Consider the following 18,516-nt stretch of genomic DNA (forward strand, 5'->3'; position numbering starts at 1 on the left):
CCTCGGGCCTGGAACCAAGTGGCGCCGGCGATAAAGGAGGCGCATTTCCGGGCGCGACTAGGCTGCCTGTTTCCACCGCGCGATGCAACTGCGCCTTTCGAGCAAATCAGCGACGCTGTTCAGTCGGTCGGAAACTCCTTGCCCAGGCGATGCTGGTTGTTGGTCTGCGAAGCTGCAGCCTCTGAATTCTCCAACGTCAGCATGCGCTCGTCATTTGCTCTGCGCGGCCCAAGAAAGGGCCTTCGCTCGGTCTCCATCGCTCGCAGCGTGCTTCGAAGGCGCAGTAGGTCCTTCCGCGCAATCAAGCCATGAAGCTTGGCGGTCTGTGGATCCACGATCGGGATGCGGCCGGAGCCAGTCGACAACATCAGGTCAGCGACATATCCGACCGTATCGTCAGGATGTGCCGCGGGGATAGATGCGTCGGACACCATGTCGTCGAGACGTTGGTCGGAAAACGCGGCTGCGTCCTGCCATCGCAACGCATCGCTACCGGAGACCAGTCCCTTGAGGACACCGCTGCCGTCAACGACCGGATAAACCCGGTGCGTTCTTGCAGGCGTCGCGAAGAAGGCGCAGGCATCGCCGACTGTCATTCTTGCTGCAAGCGTGTCGACCTCCTTGATCATGATCTCGCGCGCACGCGTCAATTCGAAGGGATCAATGCCGTATTCTCGCGTGATGTGTTGGCCGCGCCGGGCGATCTTTTCGGTGAGGATCGACCGGCGAAGAAGGAGAACGGTCACCACGTAGGCTGCTACCGTGGCCGCCAGGAGGGGTACCAGCATCGAAACGTCGCCGGTGAGTTCGACGGCAAAGAACGTGCCCGTCAACGGTGCGCGCATCGTTCCTCCCATCATTGCGGCCATGCCCAGCAAGGCCCAGAATCCCGGGTCGCCGGGAAGCACCAGGCCGACCAGCCATCCGAGGGCTCCTCCGAAGATCAGCAGCGGCGCGAGTACGCCACCGGATGTGCCCGATGACAGCGCCACAAGCCAGATGAATGCTTTCACAAGCAGGACCGCCAACACGGCCGACGGCAGAAGAGTGCTGTTCAGCAATCCTTCGATGATGTCGTAGCCGACTCCGAGGGCGCGAGGCTCGATCAAGCCGCCGAGGCCGATGATCAACCCGCCAATCGCCGGGCACCACATCCAATGGATCGGCAGGGCCTCGAAGAGATCTTCGATCTTGTAGAGCATCGTCGTCAACAGGCCGGATTGCAGCCCCGCAATAATCCCCATCGCAGCGCAGAGCGCGATGCCCCACCAGGGAAGGTCCATGTGAAATTGCTTGGGAAAAAGAGGGCCGGCCTGGAACAGGAAGGGGCGCCAGCAGATCGACACGCAGGCCGCGATGGCAACGGGGATGAAGCTTCTGGGCTTCCATTCGAAGAGCAGCAATTCTACGGCGAGCATGACTGCGGCAATCGGTGAACCGAAGATTGCGGTCATGCCGGCGGCTGCACCCGCGACGAGGAGCGTCTTGCGCTCGGCCGAGCTCAAGTGGAAGCATTGCGCGAAGAGCGATCCGATGGCGCCGCCCGTCATGATGATCGGCCCTTCGGCGCCAAAAGGTCCGCCGGTGCCGATGGAGATCGCCGACGAGAGCGGCTTGAGAATCGCCACCTTCGGCGACATCCGGCTGCCACCAATCAGGATCGTCTCGATTGCCTCGGGGATGCCGTGACCGCGGATCTTCTTGGATCCGAAGCGGGCCATCAGCCCGATAACAAGGCCGCCAAGGATGGGAATGGCAACCATCCATACGGAGCGCGGTGCATCAGCAAGCGAGGTGGCGGCAATACTGAAACGCCCGAACCACACGAGACTGGTGACCAGCGAAATCAGGCTCACCAGGACCCAGGCGGCGAACGCACCGCCGGAGCCGACCACCACGGCCATGCCGACCAGCGCGAGAACGCGTTTGTCCGTCGTAAAGTCCCCGGCCTCGCGCCGCGAGAGGCCGCCGGTAAAGTCATGTGGCCGGTGAGGGGTCGATTGCTCGTACATGGAGGATCCCGTTGAAACGCTTCTGTTCGACGTTGAAAATATATCGTGATACGATATAAATCAACAAGCAGATCTGGAGGCAGAAATGGTGTCGGGCAAAAACGGCAGCTTATCGGATGTTGATTATGCCGCGTTGGCCAACCTGAGGTACAGAATTCGAAAATTTCGCCAATTCAGCACCAAGGCGGCGGAGAAGCTCGGTCTATCGCCGCAACAGCATCAGGCACTACTTGCGATCAAGGGACTGGGAAGCGGAGAACAGATGAGCGTTTCAACCTTGGCGGCGCGACTCTTCGTCCCGGCTGCATCTGCAGCCGAACTTACGCGCTCGCTTGAGGGACGTGGCTATGTCACTATCGAAGTGAAGCAGAGGCGCCGGACTATTGTGCGGTTGACAGACAAGGCGGAAGAGATATTGCGACGGCTGACGCCTGCGCATCTTTACGAGATCCGGGAGATGGCTCCCGAACTCATGCTGGCGTTGCGCGTGCTCCAGGATCATCGAAGAATGGAAGTCGCCGCATGGATGCAATGATGGCCACGAGGGATCTGCATTGAGGACACCCGGAGAACGACTGACCGACGCCGACTACGAGGCCTTGTCCAATCTGCGCTACACCTTGCGCCGCTTCATGGATTTCAGCACGTCCGCGGCACAAGAGGAGGGGCTCCCAACGCAACAGCATCAGGCATTGCTGTCGATCAAGGGCCATCGCGGCGAAGACTCGATGACGATCGGAATGCTTGCTGAACGGCTGCTGATCGCGCCCCATTCGGCAACGGAGCTCGTTGGACGTCTGGTCACAGCCGGCTACGTGTCGCGTCGCATGGATCCGAACGACAAGCGCCGGCAGACATTGGAGCTCACCGACAAGGCAGAGGGTGTGTTGAAGCGCCTGACTGCTATCCATCTGACGGAAATCCGGGAGATGGCGCCGCAGCTGATTGACATCCTCAGGAAGCTGCAGGACGAAATCGAGCGTTGAAGGGAAGTCTCAGACCTCCGGCAGATTTCTCTCCTCTGCTGCGCTGCCCAACGCCCTCGAGGCTGAGGAGGCCTAGCCGGGGTGGCGGCTACCACTTTTACCCGCCAGTTCCAGGGTGTCGCATTCTCCTTTCCACACCTTGCCACCCCCCCACAAACTCGCTAAGAGACGCGGCAACTTGGGCCCTTGGGGTGCAAGGCTCTAGAAGGGTTCCAGAAACTCCCAATTCCGGGCTCTTCGGCCATGCGGCTCCATGCAGGGTTCGTGATGCCGGGTCTGGCTTTGGTCTCTCTCGGCGCTAGGTCGTGGTAGAGGCATATGGCACGCATCGTAATGAAATTCGGCGGAACGTCCGTCGCTGATCTGGACCGCATCAAGAACGTTGCCCGCCATGTGAAACGTGAAGTCGACGCCGGCCACGAAGTGGCGGTGGTCGTCTCCGCCATGTCCGGCAAGACCAACGAGCTGGTCGGGTGGGTGCAAGGCACGCCAAAGGTCGTCGGCGCCAATTCACCTTTTTACGATGCGCGCGAATATGATGCCGTTGTTGCATCGGGCGAGCAGGTGACCTCCGGCTTGCTCGCGATCGCGCTGCAGGCGATGGATATCAATGCCCGCTCTTGGCAGGGTTGGCAGATCCCGATCCGTACCGACAACGCCCATGGCGCCGCCCGCATCCTCGATATCGATGGCTCCGACATCATCAAGCGTATGGGTGAGGGGCAGGTTGCCGTCATCGCCGGCTTCCAGGGTCTTGGGCCCGACAACCGCATCGCGACGCTCGGCCGCGGCGGCTCCGATACGTCGGCAGTTGCGATCGCGGCTGCGGTCAAGGCCGATCGCTGCGATATCTATACCGACGTTGACGGCGTCTACACGACCGATCCGCGCATCGTGCCGCAGGCACGCCGCCTGAAGAAGATCGCCTTCGAGGAAATGCTCGAAATGGCGTCGCTCGGCGCCAAGGTTCTGCAGGTTCGCTCCGTCGAGCTTGCCATGGTGCACAAGGTCCGTACCTTCGTGCGCTCCTCATTCGAAGATCCCGATGCTCCGGGCATGGGTGACTTCTTGAATCCGCCCGGAACGCTGATTTGTGACGAGGATGAAATCGTGGAACAGGAAGTAGTCACCGGCATCGCCTATGCCAAGGATGAGGCTCAGATCTCGCTTCGCCGTCTTGCCGACCGGCCGGGCGTTTCCGCTGCGATCTTCGGACCGCTGGCCGAAAGCCACATCAATGTCGACATGATCGTCCAGAACATCTCGGAAGACGGCTCGAAGACCGACATGACCTTCACGGTTCCTTCGGGTGATGTCGACAAGGCGATCAAGGTTCTCGGCGAGAACAAGGAAAAGATCGGGTACGACGTCGTTCAGAACGAAGCGGGCCTGGTGAAAGTGTCGGTCATCGGTATCGGCATGCGCAGCCACGCCGGCGTTGCCGCCACCGCTTTCAAGGCGCTGGCCGACAAGGGCATCAACATCAAGGCGATCACCACCTCTGAGATCAAAATTTCGATCCTGATTGATGGTCCTTATGCGGAACTCGCTGTCAGGACTTTGCATTCCTGCTACGGTCTCGATAAGAACTGATTCTGAACGAGTCTGCCGCGCGTTCAAGTTGTGAAGTCACGCGGCTGTCGGCCGCGAGGCTTTGGTGTTTGTTTTGGAGCTTGAGACGCAATGAGAGACCTTTCCGGCGGTCCGCGCGTGCTGCTCAAGCGGCTGCGCGAGTTGATGGCGGAGCCGCTGGAGCCGCAGGAGCGTCTCGATCGGATCGTTCGCCAGATTGCAGGCAACATGGTGGCGGAGGTTTGCTCCGTCTATGTGCTGCGCGCTGACGGCGTTCTCGAGCTCTATGCAACCGAAGGTCTGAAGAAGGAAGCGGTCCACCTGTCCCAGCTCAAGATGGGACAAGGTCTGGTCGGTACGATCGCGGCATCGGCGCAGCCTCTCAATCTCTCCGACGCGCAATCGCACCCGGCGTTCCGCTACCTGCCGGAAACCGGCGAAGAGATCTACCATTCGTTCCTCGGCGTGCCGATTCTGCGCACCGGCCGCTCGCTCGGCGTTTTGGTCGTGCAGAACAAGGCGAGCCGCACCTACCGCGAAGAAGAGCTCGAAGCGCTCGAGACGACCGCGATGGTGCTTGCCGAGATGATCGCCACCGGCGAACTCAAGAAGATCACCAAGCCCGGGCTCGAACTCGACCTGACGCGTTCGGTGACCATCGACGGCGACACCTATAATGAAGGCATCGGCCTCGGCTACGTCGTGCTGCATGAGCCGCGTATCGTCGTCACCAACCTTTTGAATGAGGATTCCGAGAAGGAAATCCGCCGCCTGGGCGAGGCGCTCGGGTCGCTCCGCATCTCGATCGATGACCTTCTGTCGCAGCGCGACGTTTCGATGGAGGGCGAGCACCGCGAGGTTCTCGAAACCTATCGCATGTTTGCCCATGACCAGGGCTGGGTGCGCAAGCTCGAGGAAGCAATCCGTAACGGTTTGACCGCGGAAGCCGCCGTCGAGAAGGTGCAGAGCGACACCAAGGCGCGCATGATCCGCATGACCGATCCCTATCTGCGGGAACGGATGCACGATTTCGAAGATCTCGCGAACCGCCTGCTGCGGCAGTTGACCGGCTATACCGGCCGCACAGCGGGGGACGGTTTCCCAAGCGACGCCATCATCCTGGCGCGTGCCATGGGTGCGGCTGAGTTGTTGGACTATCCGCGTGCCAATGTGCGCGGGCTCGTGCTGGAAGAAGGTGCGGTGACGAGCCATGTGGTGATCGTCGCGCGTGCCATGGGCATTCCTGTGATCGGCCAGGCCGCTGGCGTGGTGGCGCTCGCCGAAAACGGCGATGCCGTCATCATCGACGGCGATGGCGGGCATGTGCACCTTCGCCCCATGCCGGAGCATCAGCGCTCCTACGAGGAAAAGGTACGGTTCCGCGCCCGCCGCCAGGAGCAGTTCCGGGCGCTGCGCTCGGTCGAGTCGCGCACCAGGGACGGCCAGCGCGTATCGTTGATGATGAACGCCGGGCTGCTGGTCGATTTGCCGCAGCTTTCGGACTCGGGTGCTGAAGGCATTGGCCTGTTCCGCACCGAGCTGCAGTTCATGATCGCCTCCAACATGCCGAAGGCGGAAGAGCAGGAGCTGTTTTATCGCAATGTGCTGAAGCAGGCGGCCGGACGAGTTGTGACATTCCGCACGCTTGATATCGGCGGCGACAAGGTCGTTCCCTATTTCCGCGGCCATGAGGAAGAAAATCCGGCGCTCGGCTGGCGCGCAATCCGCCTTTCGCTCGATCGTCCGGGCCTGCTGCGCACGCAGCTGCGCGCCATGCTGAAGGCGGCGGCCGGCATCGAGCTGAAGCTGATGGTGCCAATGGTAACCGAGGTTTCCGAGATCGCCGCCGTGCGAGAACTGCTGCAGAAGGAGGTTCAGCACCTTTCGCGCTTCGGCCACGGCCTGCCGCGCAAGCTGCAGTTCGGGGCGATGCTGGAGGTGCCGGCGCTGCTCTGGCAGCTCGACGAGCTGATGTCGGCGGTCGATTTCGTCTCGGTCGGGTCGAATGACCTCTTCCAGTTTTCGATGGCGGTCGATCGCGGCAATGCGCGCGTGTCCGACCGCTTCGATCCGCTTGGCAAACCGTTCCTTAGGATCCTGCGCGACATCGTGCGGGCAGGCGAGCGCAACAACACGCCCGTGACCTTGTGCGGCGAGCTTGCCGGCAAGCCAATCTCGGCGATGGCGCTTCTCGGCATAGGCTTCCGTTCGGTCTCGATGTCGCCGGCATCGATCGGTCCGGTCAAGGCGATGCTGCTCGGTCTCGAGGTTGAGACGCTGGCGAAGGTGATGAACGAGGCGCTTGACGACACCAAGTCGGCGACTTCGATCCGCGATGTGCTTGCCCACTTCGCGGAAGCTCACAATATTCCTCTTTAGGTCAAGACAAGCAGAATCGGAGTGAAGGGTGGCGAAGCTTCCCGTTGAAAAGATGCGCGAGCTGGAACGCCGTTTTGGCGAGATCGAAGCGCGCATGTCGGCTGGCCCCTCGGCTGACGTCTACGTCAAGCTCGCCTCCGAATATTCCGAGTTGCAGCCCGTCGTCACGAAGATCCGCGCCTTCGAGAAGGCAATTGCCGAGCTTGCGGACCTCGAAACCCTGCTGAACGACAAGTCGGTGGACCGTGAGATGCGCGATCTGGCCGAACTGGAGCTGCCCGAGGTGAAGGAGCGGCTGGAGGCGCTGGAGCAGGAAATCCAGATCTTGCTGCTGCCGAAGGATGCAGCAGACGAGAAGAGCGCTATTTTGGAAATCCGCGCTGGCACCGGCGGTTCGGAAGCCGCACTCTTTGCTGGTGATTTGTTCCGGATGTATGAGCGCTATGCAGCCGCCCACGGCTGGAAGGTCGAAGTCCTGTCGTCGAGCGAAGGCGAGGCGGGCGGCTTCAAGGAAATCATCGCGACCATCACCGGCAAGGGCGTATTTGCCAAGCTGAAGTTTGAATCCGGTGTTCACCGTGTCCAGCGCGTGCCGGAAACGGAAGCCGGCGGTCGCATCCACACTTCGGCCGCGACCGTCGCGGTTCTGCCGGAGGCGGAGGAAATCGACATCGAGATCCGGCCAGAAGACATCCGCATCGATACGATGCGCTCATCCGGCGCTGGCGGCCAGCACGTCAACACCACCGACTCAGCGGTGCGCATCACCCATCTGCCGACCGGCATCGTCGTCACCAGTTCCGAGAAATCGCAGCATCAGAACCGCGCCAAGGCGATGCAGGTTCTGCGTTCGCGTCTCTACGACGCCGAGCGTCAACGGGCCGAAAGCGAGCGTTCCGCCGATCGCAAGAGCCAGGTCGGTTCCGGCGATCGCTCCGAACGCATCCGCACCTACAACTTCCCACAGGGGCGGGTGACGGACCACCGGATCAATCTGACACTCTACAAGCTCGACCGGATGATGATCGGCGAGATCGACGAGGTGGTCGACGCGCTGATGGCCGACTATCAGGCAAGCCAGTTGGCGCAACTCGGCGAGCAGCAATGAGCATGAGCGGGAAACAGGCCGAGGCTACGGTTTCCCAAATGCTGGCCGAGGCTCGCCGTCGTTTCACTGAAGCCGGTGTCGACAGTGCTTCGGCTGATGCCCGTATGCTCGTCGCAGGGCTGCTTGGACTTTCGACGACCGCCATCGTAACGCGTGGCGGCGAAACCGTCAGCACAGAGCAGATGGCAATGATCGAGCAAGCCATCGAACGCCGGCTGGCGCATGAGCCTGTTCACCGCATTCTCGGCGAACGGGAATTCTATGGCCTGCCGCTGTCTTTGTCTGCGGAAACCCTTGAGCCACGGCCTGATACGGAAATTCTCGTCGATACGATGCTTCCTTATCTGCGCGACCTTGCAAATACCGAGGGCCATATCCATATTCTGGACCTAGGAACCGGAACCGGGGCGATATGCCTTGCTCTGTTGAGCGAATGTCCGGAAGCGTCAGGCGTCGGCAGCGATATATCGGCCGATGCATTGAAGACGGCGAAATCAAACGCGGAAAGAAACGGATTGCAGGATCGCTTCGAAGCCATTCAATCCAGTTGGTTTCAGAATATCCACGGCTCGTTTCACGCGATTGTCTCAAATCCGCCCTATATCGCTTCTAAGGTCGTTCACACTCTCGCTCCCGAAGTGACGAAATTTGATCCCCATGCCGCACTGGATGGCGGCCGGGATGGGCTTGACGCCTACAGAACCATCGCCAAGGATGCGGCAAGGTTCATAAAGCCGAACGGCGTTGTGGGACTTGAGATCGGCTACGACCAGCGAAACGACGTGACAGACGTTTTCGAGGCTGAAGGCTTCAAGCTTCTGGAATCCGTAAAGGATTACGGCCAGAATGACCGGGCGCTTGTGTTCGCGCTCAAGTGATGCGCGACGACTTTAAGCATTGAACAGGACATTGGTGTCATTGCGAAGAAAAGGCTTGGATTTCCACGGGAAGCAATATAGGTTGACCCCACGCGTTGGAGAGATAGGACAGAACGGTGAGACGTTCGAAACTAACTCGGCCTCGGGGGTCCGCTCTTTTAAACGAGAGCTTCAAAGGTTGAATACGACCCAATGCGTGAATCAGTCAAACTGACTTGAGAACAAGCGGCAGGTTGGCGCGAAGGCGCAGTATGCTTGCGGCACGAGGGCTATGAGCCGGTGAACCGGCCACGGCTGTTGGTGCCATAACTCCACAACAAACAGAGAATTCAGGTGAACGATCTATGAGGCCAGGACAGCAGAACAAGCGCGGTCGCGGGCGTGGCAATAACAACGGCGGCGGCGGCGGAAATAACAATAACAACAATTTCAACCGCAAGGGCGGCAACCCGTTGACGCGGACCTACGACAGCTCCGGCCCAGACGTTAAGATTCGTGGTACCGCGCAGCATATCGCTGAAAAGTACGCACAACTTGCGCGCGACGCGCAGAGTTCGGGCGATCGCGTTATCGCTGAAAACTACCTGCAGCACGCCGAACACTATAACCGCATCATTGCAGCCGCTCAGGCGCAGATGCAGGAGCGCTTCCAGCGCGACGACCGCAACGAATTCAGTGAAGGTGCGGAGCGCGATGGTGACGATGTCGAAGCCATCGACAATGACGATGTTGTCATCGTCCAGCCACCGCGTCACCAGCACGAGCATCAGCAGCGCCGTTCGGAAGAACAGTCGCAGCGTCGCAACGACGAGCAGCCGCGCCGCAACGAAGACCGCCAGCCGCGTCGCCAGGAACAGCAGCCGGCCCCTGTCGCAGCTGAAGCGCCGCAGCCCGAGGTGAACGATGGCAGCGGCCCGCAGCCGGAGATCGAAGGTATTCCGGCAGAGGTTTCGATGGACGAGGAAAGTGCTGCAGGCCAGCCGCGCGAGCGTCAGCCGCGTCGCCGCACTGCCGGTAGCCGTCCGCGTCGTCCGCGCCGCGCTGCGGAAGGCGAGGCTCCGGCCGAGGGTGAAGGTTCCGGCGATGCGCCTGTTTTGGCGGATGCCGCTTCGGAATAACCGGATCGCTTCAACGATCCGAGCTAATGGATAAAAGGCCGCTCTTTGGAGCGGCCTTTTTCGTTTCTGCCGCCGTCTCGCCTCCGACCGTTAAAGTGTCGTGCATTTACCGTAACGTACTTACGTCTACGCTGTGGCTATGCCTCTTTGGTTCGCGCCGATGCATCTCATCACCAGACAACATTCCAAAAGTTCACCTTTGACGGGAGACACGCGAAATGGCCAGCGACGACAGCGTACGATCATCCTCCTCCGACGCCAGCAACCTCACGCGCCGTAATCTGCTGATAGGGTCAACAGCCCTTGCCGCCGGGGCCGCCACGGTCGCCAGCATGGTGAGTTCCGCAGCAGCCCAGGCGCAGACGGCGGCGGCACCATCCGGCAAGAAGCCGAATATTCTTGTCATCTTCGGCGATGACATCGGCATACCGCAGATCAGCGCCTACACGATGGGGCTGATGGGCTATCGCACGCCCAATATCGACCGCATCGCCAGGGAAGGCGCAATCTTCACCGATTCCTATGGCCAGCAGAGCTGCACTGCGGGCCGCGCCTCCTTCATTCTCGGGCAAGAACCATTCCGCACCGGCCTCTTGACGATCGGCATGCCCGGCGATCCGCACGGCATTCAGGACTGGATGCCGACGATTGCCGACGTGCTGAAGACGCAGGGCTATGCGACCGGCCAGTTCGGCAAGAACCACCTCGGCGACCAGGACCAGCACCTGCCGACCAAGCATGGCTTCGACGAGTTCTTCGGCAACCTCTACCACCTCAACGCCGAGGAAGAGCCGGAAGGCTACTTCTACCCGAAGGACCCGGCGTTCCGCCGGCAGTTCGGTCCGCGTGGCGTGATCAAGTCAACTGCGGACGGCAAGATCGAAGATACCGGTGCGCTCAACACGAAGCGTATGGAGACGGTCGATGAGGAATTCCTGGCTGCCGCCAAGAACTTCATCGATCGGCAAGCGAAAGCTGACAAGCCGTTCTTCTGCTGGTTCAACTCGACCCGCATGCACGTCTTCACCCATCTGAAGCCGGACTCGCTTGGAAAAACCGGCAAGGGCATTCATGCCGACGGTATGGTGGAGCACGACGGTCACGTCGGCCAGCTTCTCGAGCAGCTGGATCAGCTCGGCATCGCCGACAACACTATCGTTCTCTACACGACCGACAACGGCGCCGAGCTTGCCTTGTGGCCTGATGGTGCCCAGACGCCGTTCCACGGTGAAAAGGGCACGACATGGGAGGGCGGCTTCCGCATTCCGATGATGGTTCGCTGGCCGGGCGTCGTCAAACCCGGGACCGAGGTGAATGAGATCGTTACGCTAATGGATTGGATGCCGACATTCGCGAGCGCCGCCGGGATATCCGACATCAAGGAGCAGATGAAGGCCGGGTTCAAGTCAGGGACCAAGGATTTCAAGGTTCACCTGGACGGCTATGATCTTTTGCCTTTCCTGAAGGGTGAGGCTCAGAGCGGCCCGCGCGATGTCGTCTACTACTTCGATCAGGGCGGCAATCTCAATGCGCTTCGCTGGAACGACTGGAAGCTGAGCTTTGCCATCGCGAGCCACGGCAACATTGCCACGGCCACCCGTGAAGTCCCAGCATGGGCTATGATCGCCAACCTGCGAATGGACCCCTACGAGCGTGGCATGGAGGACGGCGGCGGAGCGATCGAGTTCCTTGCAAGGAACATGTGGCTGCTCGTTCCGATCCAGGGGAAGATCAAGGACTTCTTCTCAGACTTCGACCAGTTCCCGTATCAGGAAGGCAGCTCGCTCAATGCCAGCGGCATCAACTACGGACTGCTTCGCCAGCAAGCGGCATTGAAGCGGCTGAATGAACTCGAGCGGCTTGCTCCGCAATAGGCAAACACCGCGACAGTCCGCGCCGGCCAAACGGCGCGGGCTGTCCTCACCAAAGAGGGACGGTCCGATGGTGGTTGAGTTGCCGCCGGGCGCCTATATCGGCCTGATCAACGACCGTAATCTCCCCGGCCGGATGGCGGAAAGGGTGGAAAGCACCTCATCCTGCCGCCGGACTACAAGGGCAAGGTGCCAAAGGGCTACCATGTCGGGAAGTCGGCCACCTACAAAGTTCTGCTTGCCGCGCGCGCTCTGCCGGTCGGTGGCGACCAGGACAAGGCGCTGAAGGCGCTGCACGCCATCAAGGTCTACCCTCTGAGTACGGCCAGCAAGCCGAAGCCAATCGCGATCGTCGACACCACCGAGAAGGCAATGGACAGCACCTCTCTCAAGTGGGAGGACAACATCCAGTTCTGGGAGGTATTGAAGCGGATGATCGATGAGGAACCCCTCGTCGAGAAATTCACACCGATGTCGGGCTGCTTGCGACGCTCGCTATCGAAAAGGGCAAGCCGTTCGCACCTGGTGCCCGTACAAAAGCTATCCTCGAAAAAGCTGCGAAGGTTGGTCGTGAGCAGCTTCTCGTATCGGCGTTCGATAGCGATCGGCCGGACCGCTTTGCGTGGCCGGACCGCAAATGGGAGTGGGTTCGCACAGGCGATCGTCACGTCGCCCGCAATGTTCCACCGTTCGGCCGGCGCGGGCTCGGCTCTATTGGCTCGGTGCTCGCGACGCTAGCGGTGCGTTTCTGGACGGAGCAAGAACTACAAGCTGACGATTCCCCAGCCGTCCCGGGCAAGCTGTTCTGGTCCGTGACGCTCTATGACGCGCAGACTCGCTCCGACGTGCAGACGGATCAGGACAAGGCGGCGCTCCGCTCGCTCTTTGAGTTGAAGGATATCGACACGTCAAAGCCGGTCGACCTCTATTTTGGTCCAACGGCGCCGAAGGATGGCGAAGGCCGTTGGATCAAAACCCAGTCCGGACGTGGCTGGTTCAACTACATCCGCATCTACGGACCCACGCAGCCGGCCTTTGAGGGCTCCTGGAAGCCCAACGACATCCAAGAAATCAGGTGATCGGATGGCTGCCGGCAGCCGACATGGCTCCGGCGGAGACAAGACATGAAATGAGAACCCCCGGTCGCAAAGGCCGGGGTTTTTCACGTCATCGCCTCTTTAAACTTTTGAAATCCTCCACCATATCCAGCCCAGGTTCGTCAGCCGCAAATCCCAACCGCGGCGGAACAATGGGCTTGCCATTTAAGGGAGCTCAATCTCAGTCATCGGCCTGTGCCTTATGAGGGCAGGGCGATCCATGGAGGTACAGCATGAATATCGAAAAATACTCCGAGCGGGTGCGCGGTTTTATTCAGTCCGCCCAAACCTATGCGCTTGCGCAGGGACACCAGCAGTTCACACCCGAACATGTACTGAAAGTGCTGCTCGACGACGACCAGGGCATGGCCGCCTCGCTGATCGAGCGCGCCGGCGGTGATCCCAAAGCGGCGCGCCTTGCCAACGATGCCGCACTTGCCAAGCTGCCGAAGGTATCCGGCGGCAACGGGCAGATCTATCTCGCGCAGCCGCTTGCCAAGGTGCTTTCCACTGCCGAAGAGGCAGCGAAGAAGGCCGGCGACAGCTTCGTCACGGTCGAGCGCCTGTTGCAGGCTTTGGCGATCGAGTCTTCGGCTTCGACGTCGACGACGCTGAAGAATGCCGGTGTGACCGCGCTGGCGCTCAACCAAGTCATCAATGAAATTCGCAAGGGCCGCACCGCTGACAGCTCGAACGCCGAACAAGGCTTCGACTCGCTGAAGAAGTATGCCCGCGATCTGACCGGCGAAGCCCGCGAGGGCAAGCTTGATCCGGTCATTGGCCGTGACGACGAAATCCGCCGCACGATCCAGGTTCTCTCCCGCCGCACCAAGAACAACCCCGTGCTGATCGGCGAGCCTGGCGTCGGCAAGACCGCCATTGTCGAAGGCCTCGCACTGCGCATCGTCAATGGCGACGTGCCTGAATCACTCAAGGACAAGAAGTTGATGGCGCTCGACATGGGCGCGCTGATTGCCGGCGCGAAATATCGCGGCGAGTTCGAGGAGCGGCTGAAAGCCGTGCTTAACGAGGTGCAGGCCGAAAACGGCGAGATCATTCTCTTCATCGACGAAATGCACACGCTGGTTGGTGCCGGCAAGGCGGATGGGGCGATGGACGCCTCCAACCTCCTGAAGCCTGCGCTTGCGCGTGGCGAGTTGCACTGCGTCGGTGCGACGACGCTCGACGAATACCGCAAGCACGTCGAGAAAGATCCGGCCCTTGCCCGCCGCTTCCAGCCTGTCATGGTTGAGGAGCCGACGGTCGAGGACACGATTTCGATCTTGCGTGGCTTGAAGGAAAAGTACGAGCAACATCACAAGGTCCGTATCTCGGATTCGGCCCTGGTTGCGGCTGCGACGCTTTCCAACCGCTACATCACCGACCGCTTCCTGCCCGACAAGGCGATCGACCTGATGGACGAAGCCGCTGCGCGGCTGCGCATGCAGGTGGATTCCAAGCCTGAAGAGCTGGACGAACTCGATCGCCGCATCATGCAGCTGAAGATCGAGCGCGAAGCGCTGAAGAAGGAAACCGATACGGCGTCTGCCGACCGGCTGACGCGGCTTGAAACCGAGTTGACTGGCCTCGAGGAAGAAGCCGACGCCCTGACGGCCCGCTGGCAGGCGGAAAAGCAGAAGCTCGGCCTCGCTGCCGATCTGAAGAAGCAGCTGGATGAGGCCCGCAACGATCTGGCGATCGCCCAGCGCAAGGGTGAGTTTCAGCGCGCCGGCGAGTTGACCTACGGCGTCATTCCGGAACTGGAAAAGAAGCTCACGGAGGCCGAACAGCAGGACAGCGATCGCAGCGCCATGGTGCAGGAGGTCGTCATCCCCGACAACATCGCGCATGTCGTTTCCCGCTGGACCGGTATCCCTGTCGACAAGATGCTGGAAGGCGAACGCGACAAGCTTCTGCGTATGGAAGACGAGCTGGCGAAATCGGTGATCGGCCAGGGTGATGCGGTTCAGGCCGTGTCGCGGGCGGTGCGCCGCGCCCGCGCCGGCCTGCAGGATCCGAACCGGCCGATCGGCTCGTTCATCTTCCTCGGCCCGACCGGCGTCGGCAAGACGGAGCTGACCAAGGCGCTTGCCCGCTTCCTCTTCGACGACGAAACGGCGATGGTGCGCATGGATATGTCGGAGTACATGGAGAAGCACTCGGTGGCCAGGCTGATAGGCGCGCCTCCCGGCTATGTCGGCTATGAGGAAGGTGGTTCGCTGACGGAAGCCGTTCGCCGGCGGCCGTATCAGGTCGTTCTTTTCGACGAGATCGAAAAGGCGCATCCTGACGTCTTCAACGTGCTGCTACAGGTGCTCGACGACGGTCGCCTGACCGACGGTCAGGGCCGGACAGTCGATTTCCGCAACACGATGATCATCATGACGTCGAACCTCGGTGCTACGATGTTGACAGAGCTACCCGACGGTCATGACACAGATGAGATCCGCGAGCAGGTGCTGGACGTCGTGCGCGGTCACTTCCGGCCGGAGTTCCTAAACCGCATCGATGAGATCATCCTGTTCCATCGCCTGAAGCGCGAGGAAATGGGCGCGATCGTCGATATCCAGTTGAAGCGTCTGGTGGCATTGCTTGCCGAACGCAAGATCACGCTCGAGCTCGATGACGATGCCCGCAATTGGCTCGCCAACAAGGGTTACGATCCGGTCTATGGTGCGCGGCCGCTGAAGCGGGTGATCCAGAAATACGTGCAGGATCCGCTCGCCGAACAGATCCTTTCCGGGCAGGTTCCGGATGGTTCGACGGTGAAGATCACAGGCGGTACGGATCGGCTGCTATTCGGGACGCGGAATTCCGCGGTCAACGAAGCGGCCTAAGGCCTCGACAGCAGGAAAGAAAATGGCGGCCCCGGGCCGCCATTTTTGATGGACGCTACTTGCTTGCCACTTGTGGCGGCGGCTGGTTGCCGAGGAGGGTGTCGATGCGCTGCCGCTCGTCCTCGAATTTTGCCAACGCCTCACCCTTCAACGACTTGCCGCCTGGCAGGCGCACACGCAGCGGATCGACCTTGGTGCCGTTGACGATCATCTCGTAGTGCAGATGCGGACCGGTGGATTCACCGGTCGTTCCAACCCAGCCGATTACCTGGCCCTGACGTACCTTGGAGCCGGGAACGACGCCCTTGGCGATGGCGCTCTGGTGATTGTAGGAGGATTCGTAGCCGTTGGCGTGGCGGACGATGGTCTGGTTGCCATAACCGCCGGAATCCCAGCCGGCCTTCTCGACCGTTCCGTTGCCGACTGCGATAATCGCCGTGCCGCGCGGTGCCGCCCAATCGACGCCCGTATGCATGCGGGCAAAGCCCAGGATCGGGTGCCGGCGCATGCCGAAGCCTGACTTGAAGATGCCGTTCGGAACGGGATTGCGCAGCAGGAATTGCCGAATGCTCTTGCCGTCCTGATCGAAGTAGTCGATCGACCCATCTTCCGCATCCTGGAAGCGGTAGAAGCGGGTCTGTGTGTCGCCGAAACGCGCGTTCACATAGAGAAGCTCGGAATCCTCCGTTGCCTGACCGCTGGAATCGGCGACGGAAAAGAAGGCTTCCAGCGTGTCGGTCGGCCGCAGCTCCGCCTGGAAATCGACGCTGCTTGCCAGCAGCTTGATGATCAGGGCGGTCATGTCCTTGGTCATGCCGTAGGACAGTGCGGCACGATAAATGCCGTCATAGACGCGTGGCAGATTCTGGTTGGACGGGACCGATGTCGAATTGTCGTCGAAGGCGGTCGTGACTGCGTCGATCTCAGGTGGTTCACGGCCGGCCACGAACCGATCGTGGTCGTCAAGCGCCACGGTGACAAGATGGCGCGTGCCGCGATAGATGCTGGCGCGGATGATCTTTGCTTGTTCGCCTTTCTGCAGGATGCCGATGCGCAACACATCGCCCTTGGAGAGGTCGTCCGATCCGATCATCGGTGAGAGGTAGCCTGCCAGCCCCTTGGCCTGCAGTTCGGGATAGCCCGAGTCCGTCATCGCCTTGATGATCGAGGTCGACTGGCGCACCGGGATGATGTCGTCGGCGAATTCCTCGGTCTGCGGCGTGATCGATTCCGGTGCGGAGACCGTCATGTTCTGCTCGAGGACGCGCGCCGTCAGGCCGGCTGTCAGGTCAACGTCGTTATCGTCGTTGGAGAAGCGGCGTGGGTCGACATAGTAGAGTGCTGCCACTTGGGCGGCGCCGTCGGTCAGGATTGAGCCGTTGGAGCGCACATTCTCCTCGATCTCGTCGAGCGTCATGCCGGGCGCCACTTGGAGATCGGATCTCGTCGTGGGATAGGCCACGGTCTTCAGGCTGACTTCGGACTCCACGTCTGAACCGTAGATCTGCCCGGTGCGAACGGTCGGCTGCGCGTCCGGCTCGTCCGCCGAGAAGATCGTCAGCGGATTGAAGCTCGGATAGTCCTCGGTCGCGACGTGGTTGGCGGCAAGCGTCATCTTCACACGCGCGAAGGGCTGCCGGCGGACGACCTCCTTGTCGCCCTCGTGCACGACGGTCGAGACTTCCATGATCTTGCGGTCCGACGGCTTGGCGGCAATCGCGGCTGCAATCAAACGGCTGCCGCGCGTTACATCAGTATCTGCGTTGGCTTCGGCATTGATATTGGCGTAGGCCTCGGCGGGAATCGCCAACTGCTGGCGGCCGTCGAGTGCGGCAAACAGCGCCACGCCCATTAGCACGCTCGAGGTAATGCCGGTGAGGAACGTACCCGAAAGCCAACGCAATGAAACCTCGCGGCGGTCGGGCGCGCGTCTGCCATCAGCGAGAAGCGGCGGCTCGTTGCCGAACGAGCGGATCATCATCTTCTCCGTCATCATGGCAGGTGGATCCGCGTCCTTTCGGTAGGCTTTCTCGGGCAGCTCTAGTTGGCGCCGAAAAGTGCATAGTTTGCCAATAGAAGTCAAATGGGACGCCTGCGCGCACCCAAATGATCAGCCCTTGAGACCATCCGATTGTGAAGATGTGAGGGCGAAGGATCTCGTCATCGGATTTTTGCGCGCTATTTCCCGACAAATGACCCGGCTATCGGCGCGATCCAAGGGGACAAAAGCGCCACTTGGAAAATCGCTCTTAGAATTCAATACGATGCAAGAATTCTCGTTTTTTTTGAAAACGGCTGTTGACTTAGAAAAGGGGTAGGATCTATAAGCCCCCTCACTGAACGAGGGCGGCGGCGCTGCTGGCGATGAAGTCCTTCGCTCTCAAGTTTCTTTTAAGATTGGCTTAGCTGCTGATTGGTTCCTTGGACTTTTTGGTTTGAGGCGAGGAAATTCGACCGGGGTATCTGGTCTGTTATTTGACAATTGAAGATGAGAAGAAAGAGAAACGTGGGCGGCGGAGCTTGCGGGACCGGAAGAGATTTCGGTTCTTTGAAAGAGACTTTGGCGGTCACGTTTATCAAGAGAAGTTACACTGGTTTTTGATGCAGGGGTTTTGGCCTTTGTGTTTGGAAAACAGGTGTGAAGTTCTCGTCGATTCA

14 protein-coding genes are annotated in these 18,516 nt (G+C 60.5%); 11 read left to right on the forward strand and 3 right to left on the reverse strand.

The features are described from left to right. Positions 1-119: 119 nt before the first annotated feature. On the reverse strand, positions 120-2,012 hold the full coding sequence (locus tag RHIBUN_RS0124920) for a chloride channel protein (protein WP_025661662.1): 1,893 nt from the start codon (positions 2,010-2,012) through the stop codon (positions 120-122). Positions 2,013-2,097: 85 nt separating this feature from the next. Here RHIBUN_RS0124920 and RHIBUN_RS0124925 point away from each other — a divergent pair, with 85 nt between their 5' ends. The 11 genes from RHIBUN_RS0124925 to clpB all read left to right on the forward strand — a co-directional run bounded on the left by RHIBUN_RS0124925 (position 2,098) and on the right by clpB (position 15,858). Continuing rightward, complete coding sequence (locus RHIBUN_RS0124925) at positions 2,098-2,547, forward strand: MarR family transcriptional regulator (protein ID WP_018857866.1); 450 nt, start codon at positions 2,098-2,100, stop codon at positions 2,545-2,547. A 19-nt stretch (positions 2,548-2,566) separates the two neighbouring features. Next, a complete protein-coding gene (locus RHIBUN_RS0124930; protein ID WP_025661663.1) occupies positions 2,567-2,998 on the forward strand; it encodes a MarR family transcriptional regulator in 432 nt (143 codons plus the stop codon). Positions 2,999-3,316: 318 nt separating this feature from the next. Then, positions 3,317-4,591, forward strand: coding sequence for an aspartate kinase (locus RHIBUN_RS0124935; protein ID WP_018857868.1), 1,275 nt, complete (start codon positions 3,317-3,319; stop codon positions 4,589-4,591). A 90-nt stretch (positions 4,592-4,681) separates the two neighbouring features. After that, entirely contained in the window at positions 4,682-6,949 is a 2,268-nt protein-coding gene (gene ptsP, locus RHIBUN_RS0124940; RefSeq protein ID WP_018857869.1) for a phosphoenolpyruvate--protein phosphotransferase, read from the forward strand. 28 nt (positions 6,950-6,977) lie between these two features. After that, positions 6,978-8,057 carry a peptide chain release factor 1 gene (gene prfA, locus RHIBUN_RS0124945; RefSeq protein WP_018857870.1) on the forward strand — a complete coding sequence of 360 codons (1,080 nt, stop codon included), beginning with the start codon at positions 6,978-6,980 and terminating at the stop codon, positions 8,055-8,057. Continuing rightward, positions 8,054-8,935: a peptide chain release factor N(5)-glutamine methyltransferase gene (prmC, locus tag RHIBUN_RS0124950; protein ID WP_025661664.1), complete on the forward strand. Its 882-nt coding sequence runs from the start codon at positions 8,054-8,056 to the stop codon at positions 8,933-8,935. The genes prfA and prmC overlap by 4 nt, the downstream gene beginning before the upstream one ends. 344 nt (positions 8,936-9,279) lie before the next feature. Next, a complete protein-coding gene (locus tag RHIBUN_RS0124955; protein WP_025661665.1) occupies positions 9,280-10,053 on the forward strand; it encodes a DUF4167 domain-containing protein in 774 nt (257 codons plus the stop codon). Between the two features lie 218 nt (positions 10,054-10,271). Next, entirely contained in the window at positions 10,272-11,927 is a 1,656-nt protein-coding gene (locus RHIBUN_RS0124960; protein WP_018857873.1) for an arylsulfatase, read from the forward strand. Between the two features lie 186 nt (positions 11,928-12,113). Next, positions 12,114-12,662, forward strand: coding sequence for a hypothetical protein (locus RHIBUN_RS37505; protein WP_051420093.1), 549 nt, complete (start codon positions 12,114-12,116; stop codon positions 12,660-12,662). 2 nt (positions 12,663-12,664) lie between these two features. Beyond that, on the forward strand, positions 12,665-13,003 hold the full coding sequence (locus RHIBUN_RS37510) for a DUF1214 domain-containing protein (protein WP_051420094.1): 339 nt from the start codon (positions 12,665-12,667) through the stop codon (positions 13,001-13,003). 251 nt (positions 13,004-13,254) lie between these two features. Continuing rightward, positions 13,255-15,858 carry an ATP-dependent chaperone ClpB gene (gene clpB, locus RHIBUN_RS0124970; protein ID WP_025661666.1) on the forward strand — a complete coding sequence of 868 codons (2,604 nt, stop codon included), beginning with the start codon at positions 13,255-13,257 and terminating at the stop codon, positions 15,856-15,858. A gap of 55 nt (positions 15,859-15,913) precedes the next feature. Here clpB and RHIBUN_RS0124975 read toward each other — a convergent pair whose 3' ends face one another. Further along, positions 15,914-17,854, reverse strand: a complete 1,941-nt coding sequence (locus RHIBUN_RS0124975) for a M23 family metallopeptidase (RefSeq protein ID WP_018860468.1) — start codon at positions 17,852-17,854, stop codon at positions 15,914-15,916. A gap of 384 nt (positions 17,855-18,238) precedes the next feature. Further along, positions 18,239-18,516 (reverse strand): hypothetical protein (locus RHIBUN_RS37125; protein WP_210164517.1); only part of this gene is annotated, 278 nt, incomplete at its 5' end.

The organism is Rhizobium sp. IBUN (assembly GCF_000510625.1).
Taxonomy (GTDB): domain Bacteria; phylum Pseudomonadota; class Alphaproteobacteria; order Rhizobiales; family Rhizobiaceae; genus Rhizobium; species Rhizobium altiplani.

Excerpts from the sequence above, each read along its gene's own strand:
- RHIBUN_RS0124920 (WP_025661662.1), bottom strand. The coding sequence starts at position 2,012 with ATGTACGAGCAATCGACCCCTCACCGGCCACATGACTTTACCGGCGGC.
- RHIBUN_RS0124925 (WP_018857866.1), top strand. The coding sequence starts at position 2,098 with ATGGTGTCGGGCAAAAACGGCAGCTTATCGGATGTTGATTATGCCGCG.
- RHIBUN_RS0124935 (WP_018857868.1), top strand. The coding sequence starts at position 3,317 with ATGGCACGCATCGTAATGAAATTCGGCGGAACGTCCGTCGCTGATCTG.
- ptsP (WP_018857869.1), top strand. The coding sequence starts at position 4,682 with ATGAGAGACCTTTCCGGCGGTCCGCGCGTGCTGCTCAAGCGGCTGCGC.
- prmC (WP_025661664.1), top strand. The coding sequence starts at position 8,054 with ATGAGCATGAGCGGGAAACAGGCCGAGGCTACGGTTTCCCAAATGCTG.
- RHIBUN_RS0124955 (WP_025661665.1), top strand. The coding sequence starts at position 9,280 with ATGAGGCCAGGACAGCAGAACAAGCGCGGTCGCGGGCGTGGCAATAAC.
- RHIBUN_RS0124960 (WP_018857873.1), top strand. The coding sequence starts at position 10,272 with ATGGCCAGCGACGACAGCGTACGATCATCCTCCTCCGACGCCAGCAAC.
- clpB (WP_025661666.1), top strand. The coding sequence starts at position 13,255 with ATGAATATCGAAAAATACTCCGAGCGGGTGCGCGGTTTTATTCAGTCC.
- RHIBUN_RS0124975 (WP_018860468.1), bottom strand. The coding sequence starts at position 17,854 with ATGATGACGGAGAAGATGATGATCCGCTCGTTCGGCAACGAGCCGCCG.